Here is a 611-nt window from a genome sequence, read left to right as displayed (position 1 = left end):
TCGGCCGCAGCATCCAACCACTTGTGCAGGTGCGTGTTCTCCGGGAACAACTCCTTGATCGCCTTGTCCGTCACAGCAATGTCTTCCGGGTCCCCGGAAAGCGCGACCCAACGGAACGGACCCAAGCCCTCGCAGAACAACGGACGAATATAGGCCGGCACGAAACCGGGGAACTCAAACGCCCGGTCATACCCGCCCTTGCGGGCCTCATCCCGGATCGAGTTACCGTAATCAAAGACCTCGGCCCCGGCGTCCTGGAACTCCACCATCGCCTGGACCTGCCGGGCCATGGACGCCTGGGCCTTCTTCGTGAACCCTTCCGGATCCGCTTCGGCCTCGGTATGCCACTCAGCCACCGTGATGCCCTCCGGCAAATACGACAACGGATCGTGCGCGGAGGTCTGGTCCGTGACCACATCAAACGTGACCTCCCCGGCCTGGTGCCGGGCCAGCAACTCGGGGAACACCTCAGCGGCGTTACCCACGTACCCGACGGACCAGCCACGACGCTCATCCTTCGCGGCCTGAACCTTCGCGATCGCGGCATCCAGATCGGTTTCGACCTCGTCCAAGTACCGCTTCCCCACACGCCGACGCAAACGGGACTCATC

At 63.5% G+C, this 611-nt stretch carries 1 protein-coding gene; it reads right to left on the bottom strand.

The features are described 5' to 3' along the window. Positions 1–611: urocanate hydratase family protein (locus tag AC1RJY_RS24000; protein ID WP_498603723.1), on the bottom strand; the 611-nt coding region annotated here is incomplete at both ends.

The sequence above is a fragment of the Arthrobacter sp. GW822-FHT05G07 genome (genome assembly GCF_058799755.1).
This window is presented reverse-complemented; position numbering and strand designations above follow the sequence as displayed.